General features: G+C 49.8%; 6 protein-coding genes. All 6 read right to left on the bottom strand.

Annotated features, from left to right (window positions below):
• Window positions 1-288: 288 nt before the first annotated feature.
• Window positions 289-1,095, bottom strand: a complete 807-nt coding sequence (locus K0B01_14215; protein ID MBW6487295.1) for a DUF4292 domain-containing protein — start codon at window positions 1,093-1,095, stop codon at window positions 289-291.
• Window positions 1,096-1,135: 40 nt separating this feature from the next.
• The gene (locus K0B01_14210; protein ID MBW6487294.1) at window positions 1,136-2,827 is read right to left on the bottom strand and encodes a tetratricopeptide repeat protein; all 1,692 of its coding nucleotides are present in this window, start codon (window positions 2,825-2,827) and stop codon (window positions 1,136-1,138) included.
• 20 nt (window positions 2,828-2,847) lie between these two features.
• Window positions 2,848-3,699: a divergent polysaccharide deacetylase family protein gene (locus K0B01_14205; GenBank protein MBW6487293.1), complete on the bottom strand. Its 852-nt coding sequence runs from the start codon at window positions 3,697-3,699 to the stop codon at window positions 2,848-2,850.
• A gap of 1 nt (window position 3,700) precedes the next feature.
• Window positions 3,701-5,014 (bottom strand): S41 family peptidase, encoded by a 1,314-nt coding sequence (locus K0B01_14200; protein MBW6487292.1) that lies wholly within the window; start codon window positions 5,012-5,014, stop codon window positions 3,701-3,703.
• Window positions 5,015-5,150: 136 nt separating this feature from the next.
• On the bottom strand, window positions 5,151-6,494 hold the full coding sequence (locus K0B01_14195; GenBank protein ID MBW6487291.1) for a sigma-54 dependent transcriptional regulator: 1,344 nt from the start codon (window positions 6,492-6,494) through the stop codon (window positions 5,151-5,153).
• Between the two features lie 124 nt (window positions 6,495-6,618).
• Window positions 6,619-8,112, bottom strand: a complete 1,494-nt coding sequence (locus K0B01_14190; GenBank protein ID MBW6487290.1) for a hypothetical protein — start codon at window positions 8,110-8,112, stop codon at window positions 6,619-6,621.
• Window positions 8,113-8,467: the final 355 nt, after the last annotated feature.

The following is an 8,467-nucleotide window of genomic DNA, read 5'->3' as shown; positions in this document are numbered from 1 at the left end:
ACATAAATCCTTGGTGTCAAGTAGGCGCTGGAACCTGAAAAATGGTCCCAGCGCCTCTTCAAATAGCGCTTTAGACCGTACATTTTCAAACCGCCAAATTTAGGACATTTTCACGCCGCCGCCAACAAAACCATTTGTCATTCCCGAAAGCGCAGCTTAATGTCCATAATGTCTCTATCGGAAATATGGTTTTTTCAAGCAGTTAGAACCATATTATGAACATTAAACTTCGTTTTCCCGCTCAGAATCGTTGCGGGAATGACAAGAATGGGGAGTTTTGCAATTGCCTCAATCGAGAGGGATTGGCGTAATTCCCGCAGGAATGGGCAGCGTGAATGATTCATCATGATCGGCGAGTTGCTGGATTTCTGTATATGTTATTTTTAGCGCTGAAGTTGTTTGCCCCGTGATCGTAATGTGTTGTGGTAAATAATACCCCTCTGTCCGCAGATGCTTCTCAAAAACAGCCTCGTAGATTTTGACTCCGTTTTTTGCGAAAGCCGTTTTCACTATTCTGTTTATTGCTGGATCAATCCAGAGGGACAGGCGCCCATTATCATTTTTTTCTTGATCGATGCGGTAGAGGTTTTCTTCCTGACGGCCCGTCCTGGTTTTTTCTTTTGCTTCGTTATCCGGAGGAAGGCCCAGAAGCAGCGAGACAAGTTCCGACGCACTGACATAAATATGTAGGAATTTAGATATATTATGGGGGGTGGCAGCGCCTGTGTAGAAGGAACCCTTTGCCGGCGTAAAGATCCTCATTTCGCCCGCCGTCAGTGAGATGAAGAAATCGGGAGGCCCGATCAGGGGAATGGATTCCAGCCTGAGAGAAGCGGGCCTTTGAATCATCAGAGCGGCCTTCAGCGGGTATCTTTTACCCTCATCGCTTATTTCTATTTTTGCCGTTGCCGTTATCGCGCCAGCTTCAATATCGGTTCCTGCTGCTCGTAAAGCGGCCTCCGGAGAGTCGTACGCCGTCGAATAGCTCACTATTTGTTGGCGAGCGGCGCATCCGGAAAGGGCAACCCCTGCGATAACAAGCAAAATCAAGGCACGTTTTATCGGTATGTTCTTTGTGTAATGTGGTCTGGCCATCTTTTTACTGTCAATGGTTTTTAGAGAATCGTCTGCCTGGTTATTTGCCTTTCAGATCGGCCGCTTTCTGCTTCAGCTTTTCATCGCCGGGGTTTAGCTGGAGGGCCTTTTTGTAAGTTTCAGCGGCTTCCGGAATCGCTCCGCTTTGTAAATAGACGTCCCCCAGGTGTTCAATAATAGCGGCGTCTTCAGGCAGCAGCGAGGCGGCTTCCTTGAGATAGCGTATCGCCTCGGCAAATTGATTTTTTCGAAACAGCACCCATCCCAGCGAATCAATCATGTAGCCGTTTTGCGGCCTTAAAACGAGGGCTCTGCGGATCATTTGCTCTGCTTCGTCCAGATTTAATCCCCTGTCCGCATACATATAGCCGATGAAGTTCAGCGCTTCCGGATGGTCTGGGTCAAACTCGAGCACTTTTCGCATGGCCTTTATGCTTTCTTCGAAACGGTTCGTTTTTTCAAAAAGAACCCCGAGGTTGAAATAAAGTTCGGTACTTGCAGGATTGACTTCCATCCCCTCCCGGAGAACAGCCTCCGCCTCTGGATATTTTTGCTCATCGCCGTACACCGAGGCGAGAAAGGCGTACAGGCCGGAGGCATCTTTCTTGCTTTTGATTGCATCCTTCAGTGATGCAATGGCCTTTTGAGTTTTCCCCTGTTTTTTAAGGATTGCGGCAAGACGAATTCGGGTTTCGATAAACTGTCCCGAAGAGGGTGGGATTTTTTCCATTGTTTCGATTGCCTTGCGATAATCCCCGGACTCCCCATAGGCGGCGCCCAGCAGGTACAGAAGACTGCTGTCCGTGGGCGATTCCTTCAGCAAGGGCACTAATTTTGCGATAGCCTGTTCATGATTCCCCTGCTCAAGCGCAAGCAGGCCCAGTGCCGTTTGCGCCTCCCTGTTTGCCGGGTCAAACTTCAGGATGGCCGTAAAGGCGCTTTGGGCATCATCATACTGCTCCTGCTGGAGGTAGAGATGTCCTAACTTGAGCAGAACTCGGACGTTATGGGGGGAAAGATCAACGATTTTTCTGTAAATCTCGATTGCCGAAAGCATCTTCCCCTGTTTTTCATAGAGCATGGCCAAATCGATCATAATCGACTCGGATTTCGGGTTTAGAGCGAGAACTTTTTTGAATTCGCTTTCCGCCTCGTCATAACGCTTCATTTCCGCCAGGACCTTCGCCAGATAAAAATGACCCATGAAGTTTTCAGGTTCCACTTTGAGGAGCTTCCTGAAGGATGTTTCCGCCTCAGCAAATTTTTTTATTTCCGCGAGATTTAATCCGAGATAGAAAAGGGCGCCGGTGTTTTTGGGGTTGAGTTCGACTACCCTTTTGTATTCGCCCGAGGCTGCTTCATATTTTCCGCTGCTCATAAAGAAGCTGCCGAGCAGCATGCGGATATCGACATCGTCGGGATGGTCTTTGAGCGCCTGCAAACATAAACCGATCGCCTTGTCGGCATCCCCTTTTGCCATGTATAAAGACGCTATGTCTTTCGTCAGCCAAACGGCGGAAGAATCGAGACGAAGCGTTTCTTCCAGTTCCCGGATGGCCTCATCCGGCTTATCGCTTAAGGTGTAGAGCACGCTCAGGCTGTAGTGAAACCCCGCGCCTCCGGTTGAAATCTTCGGGACCGGCGGCGCCGCTGCGTCTTTTGCCTCTGCGGGGGAAAAGACAGCTGTAAACAGAAACATCAATAAAAAAATTGCGTGAAAAATTATTTTCATGACAGAAATATCCTTATTTTTTATTTTGGATTGCCAAGGCAACGGCTTAACTCAACAATCTGGATGCCCTCTTTTTCCCACAGGGGCAGGACATCCTCTATCGCCCTGATCGTATCGGCGTGGGGGTGTCCAATCAAAAGCAGGGGTTTCCCATCGGCTTTTGTTTTCCGGGCGGCTGCTTGGCGCAGGGTTGCAAGCGTTGACTCATAGCCGTTTTCATGGTCAATGAAAATGTCCCTGGCGGCGAAACGGACGCCGGCTTCAGCAGCCGCTTCCCTTCCCCGGGAGCGGGGCGATGTCCGGCTGTCCACAAAATACAAATTCCGTTTTTTCAGTTCCTCCATAACCGTTTTCAGTCGCAATGCATCTTCCATAAACCGCGACCCCATGTGGTTGTTGACCCCTGATGCATGAGGAACGGCAGCAAAATTTTCATTAAGCTGCCGGAGAATTTGCGCTTCGTTCATGTCGGCCATCAGAGCGCCTGCCCCGGGAGATTGCTTGGGGTAGGAAAGGGGTTCCATAGGCAAATGCAGGAGGATTTCCCTCTTTCCCTGATACAAAAATCCCGCAGCTTCTGCGGCATGGGGGGTGTGAGGAAGAACAGCAAAGGCGATCGGCGCCGGAATTTCGGCCAGCTTCTTTAATGCCCGCATATCAAAACCGATATCGTCGATTATTATCGCGACCTGCCTGTACGGTTTTTTTTCAGGGGGCATGGGAGAAATATGTTCTTTGGGGGCGGTGTACTCCTTCCTGCCTTCTTCGGGCGGCTCAGGTTTCTCCGTGCTTCTAAACCGTTCCAGCAAAAGAAACGCTGCGGCAATAAGCGCTGCCGCGATAATTACGGTTAAAACGGGAAAACGTTTCATCCTATTTTTTGTCAGACAAAATGATCAAGCCTTTCAGGATATCTATAGCGCTCTTAAGCTGGTTGTCGTTGTCAAGAGAGTCTTCTAACTTCTTTTCCCCCTCGCTTTTGGCGTCTTTCTCAGTTTTTTCATTGGGCGACTTTATATGTCCCTTTAAATCCTTTTCCCGGAACGAATGATTTTCCACGGGTTCTTTCTCATCTTTTTTCTCTTCCGTTTTGGCAATCAGTTTAACCGCGATGTCCGGGGTGATCCCCTCCGCCTGGATGGAGCGGCCATTGGGGGTGTAGTATTTGGCTGTAGTCAGCTTCAGCGCGGAGCCCCCTTCCAGCGGAATCACCGTCTGGACGGAGCCCTTGCCGAAGGTTTGCGTCCCCAGAATGATTGCCCGTTTGTTGTCCTGCAAGGCGCCGGAAACGATCTCGGCGGCGCTCGCCGTTCCCTCGTTGACGATAACGACAATCGGGCAGGTGGGCTCATCGCCGCTGTCTTTTGCGGTCGCCTTGCTTTCCATGTTTTTCGAGCGGCCCCTTGTTGAAACGATTACTCCTTTCTTTAAAAAGGCGTCCGAAACCTCGATGGACTGGTTGAGCAATCCTCCCGGGTTATTTCTCATATCAATGACAATTCCGGATAGAGGTTTGGTCTTCGCTTTTATTTCCTTTATCGTCTTCAGCAGATCGTCTCCTGTATGTTCCTGAAACGAGGCGATTCGGATGTATCCGATATTTCCATTATAAATTTTTGATTTTATGCTTTTAACCACAATGATGTTTCTGGTCAGCTCGATGTCGAGCGGTTTTGCCAGCCCTTCGCGCATGATCGTGATTGTCACCTTTGTTCCCTTGACGCCCCGGAGTTTCTTGACGGCCTCCATGATCGTGATGTCTTTTGTCGAATCTCCATTGATTTTGATGATCTGGTCGGCTGACTTGACCCCGGCTTTGTAGGCAGGGGTGTCTTCGATCGGGGAGACAACGGTGAGGACATCCTTGACCAGCGTGATTTCAATGCCAACCCCTCCGAAACTGCCGCGTGTCTCAACTTCAAGCTCCTTGTACATATCCTCGGTCATAAAACTGCTGTGCGGATCGAGGGATTTGATCATCCCGTTGATGGCGCCCTGGAGGAGTTTTTCGGCAGAAACCGGTTCCACATAGTTCTTTGCAACCATGTCCAAAACCTCGTTGAAGGTTTTCAGGCTTTTATAGGTGCTGCGGTCGATCGCTGAAACCTGGCGGTCGCCGTAGGGTCCCAGCAGCATGAGCAGGATTACGATTAAAAATGAAGTCTTTTTGCTGAAAATGGGGTTCATCTGTACATCCTCCGTAGGGAAATCACTTTATAACAAACGAACGGAACGATATCATCTTTTATATAAGAAATGCCATTATTTTTTAGGGATGACTGAAATGAGCGCAGTTCATCTAAATAGTGTGGGTGGGAAGGAATCAATCCATACTGCCCTTTCTCAGATTATGTTTGATCATCTTGAGCTGCAGACCCTTGCGGCTCAAACCAAGCTTTTCTGCCGCCCTCGTTACATTTCCGTCGCATTCTTCAAGGCAGCGGGTAATGATCTGTTTTTCCATCTCCTCCATGTGACTCTTCAAGGCGTCATGCGGAGTTTCATCCGGAGCTGGGGAAGGATTGAAGCCTTGCCTCGACTCCGGATTCAAGATATCCGGTGGAACTATTTCCGTTGTGATAACAGAACTATCGGCCATCAATACCAGACGTTCCATAAGGTGTTCCAGCTCTCGGATGTTTCCGGGCCAACTGTGGGCAAGCAGGGAAGCGCTAACCTCGGGGGAGAGCTCCAACACCTTTTTCCCCAGTTTCAGATTGGATTTTTTGAGAAAGTGCTCGGCCAGCGGCAGGATATCGTCTGGTCTCTCCCGGAGCGGGGGAAGATGGATGGGGAAGACGTTGAGCCGATAGTACAAATCCTCCCGGAAACGTCCCTCCTTGATCTCCTCCGGAAGGTTTTTGTTTGTGGCCGTAATCAGGCGCACATCGACGGCGATTGTTTTCAAGCCGCCTACCCGCTCGAAACTCTGATCCTGAATGGCCTGGAGCAGCTTTGCCTGCACCTCCCTCGGTATTTCCCCTACCTCGTCCAGAAAAAGAGTGCCCCTGTGGGCCAGTTCAAATCTGCCCGGCTTGGTGGTAACGGCGCCGGTGAACGCCCCTTTTTCGTAACCGAAGAGTTCGCTTTCCACCAGATTCTGGGCGATCGCGGCACAGTTTATTTTTATGAAAGGTTGTTTGCTGCGGGAACTGTTGGTGTGAATCGCCCGGGCTATCAGCTCTTTGCCGGTTCCGGTCTCCCCGGTTATCAAAACGGTGGTTTCGGTCGGGGAAACCTTTTGGACGATTCTGAGTATTTCGGACATGCGGCTGCTTGTGCCGATGATGCGGTACTGATCGACATCCCCCTCCGGCGGCGGCAGGCAGCGGTCGTCGAGCTGCCTGGTCTTGACCGCCTTGAGGATGATCGTTTTGAGTTCATCCTGCTCAAAGGGCTTGGTGATATAGTCGAAGGCGCCCTTTTTCAGGGCATCGACGGCGCTGGACACGGTGCCGTAGGCGGTCAGGATGATGACCGGCATGGCATTGTCGTATTGCAGAATCTTCTGAAGGAGTCCCATGCCGTCGAGACCGGGCATCTTCAAATCGGTCGCGACGACGGATAGCTGCTTTTCCTTCAAGATTTTCAGGGCTTCCTGGCTATTGGCCGCCGTGAAGACCTCATAGCCTTCTTTCTTCAGCATGGCCGCGAGGACAAGCCTCATATTAAGTTCGTCGTCAACGACGAGAATTTTTGCCGGCTTAATCACGATTTATTGATTCCTCCTTGGTTGACTGCATGCGCCGATAGTTCGATTTGATGAGTTGCCTTTAACCTTAATTTCCCCGCTAATGAACCGTTTCGAGACGAATATAGAAGATTGTGCCTTTCCCCACTATTGATTTGACGCGGATTTTTCCTCCGTGATTCATTATTATCCGCCGACAGACGGCCAACCCCAAGCCGGTTCCCCGCTCCTTGGTAGTAAAAAAGGGCGTGAAGATCTGCCTGATTGTCTCGCGCGGCATACCCTGACCGGTATCCCGCATTGAAATGCCGACCGCATCTCCCGCCCCCCCTTTTATCTGCATTGTTCTGACGGTTAAAGTTCCTCCCTCCGGCATCGCCTCTATCGCGTTGAGGGCGATATTCATAATAACCTGCTGAATCTGCTCATGATCCATGAAAACAGACGGCAGATGGGGATGCAGCTCCATCTGGATCTGAATATGTTCGGAGATTATGTCTGCCTCAAGCAGGGTCATCGTCTTTTCGATAACGGTGTTGATTGAACCGGGTTGCAGGTCAAGCTGATAGGGGCGGGCGTAATCGAGAAATTGGGAAACGACCCGGTTCAAGCGGTTTGCTTCCTCGGTGATTACCTCCAGCAGTTTGCGCTGATCTTCCTGCTCGACCTCGGTCAGGAGATACTGGGCAGCCCCTTTTATGGAGCCGAGAGGATTGCGGATTTCATGGGCAAAGACCGGTGCCATCTGCTCCAAGAGCAGGGATTTTTCCCGTTCGAGCTTTTCATCGAGATCAAACGGCGAGGTGAAGACATCCTTGATGTCCGGGTAGAAGCTTGTCAACATCCGCTTCAGGATAACCTGGAAGGGACCGATGGCGATGATAATCAGGAAAGATACCATAAACACAAGGGTAAAAGAGAGGTTGGGGCCTTTACCGAAGAAGCCGATTACAAGGTAGAAGAAAATGGTCGTGAAAAGGGCGCCGATGATAATAACCAGGGCGCGCGTCATTAAATCGTGCAGTTCAGTGAGGTGCGGGTGGGTGATCATAATAAGTATGAAGTAAAGCATGCCGGAGACGATGATGCTGAAAAGGGGGGGGATGCTAACGGAGACGATTGCCGCTGTGCCGACGAGAATCAGGTAAAAAAGACGTTTTTTTTCATTCCCGGACGCCTTTTTTCTTGCATAGTGAATAAGAGAAAAATAACATGCAAGCAACACAATATCCGCATAAATATACGCAAACAGGAGGGTATTTTTCCATTCAAGGGCGGGGATAAAAACAAGAATGACAAAAAGGATGCTCACGAGCGCCGTCGTGCGGATATCCCGCTTCTTCAGCAGGGTCTGCCCTTTGCAGAAATCGCGGCTGAAGCTTATCGTAAGGGGAGGGATTGCCAATAATCCAATCAGTTCAACAATGAGATGGATGCGGGAGTGAAAAATTGCACCGGAAAAGACGCCCCCCTCGTGGATGGCAATGGTCAGACAAAGCGCGGCGAAGGAGAGATGCAGGGGCTCCCTTTTTTTGCTGATCATCAGCGTGGCCGATACGGTAATCGCTACCGCTATCAGCATAAATAATTCCATAGGTTTCCTTTCTTACTGTGCGTTGCAGCATAGCGTAATCAACAGTAAATAGTCAAGGCGCGCAACAGGGAAAACATCCTGAAGCTGCTTTTAAAGCGTCCTTCGGCATTGACATTTCCGAAAGTTTATTTTATGGAGACCCCGTTACAGGGAGGCATGCTCATCAAAAACGGTTTCCAATCCCTGCCTATCAGGGGAGACTTCCGATTGGGCAATATTTCTTTCAAATAGAGCCAATTGCAAAACTCTCACATTCTGTCATTCCCGCAATGATTTTAAGCGGGAAAACGAAGTTTAATGTTCATAATCTGGTTCTAACTGCTTGAAAAACCGTATTCCCGATAGAAGCATTGTG

This window comes from Syntrophobacterales bacterium, from assembly GCA_019429105.1.
Taxonomy (GTDB): Bacteria; Desulfobacterota; Syntrophia; order Syntrophales; family UBA5619; genus DYTH01.
The sequence above is the reverse complement of the archived record's forward strand: the minus strand, read 5'-3'. Positions and strand labels throughout refer to the sequence as shown.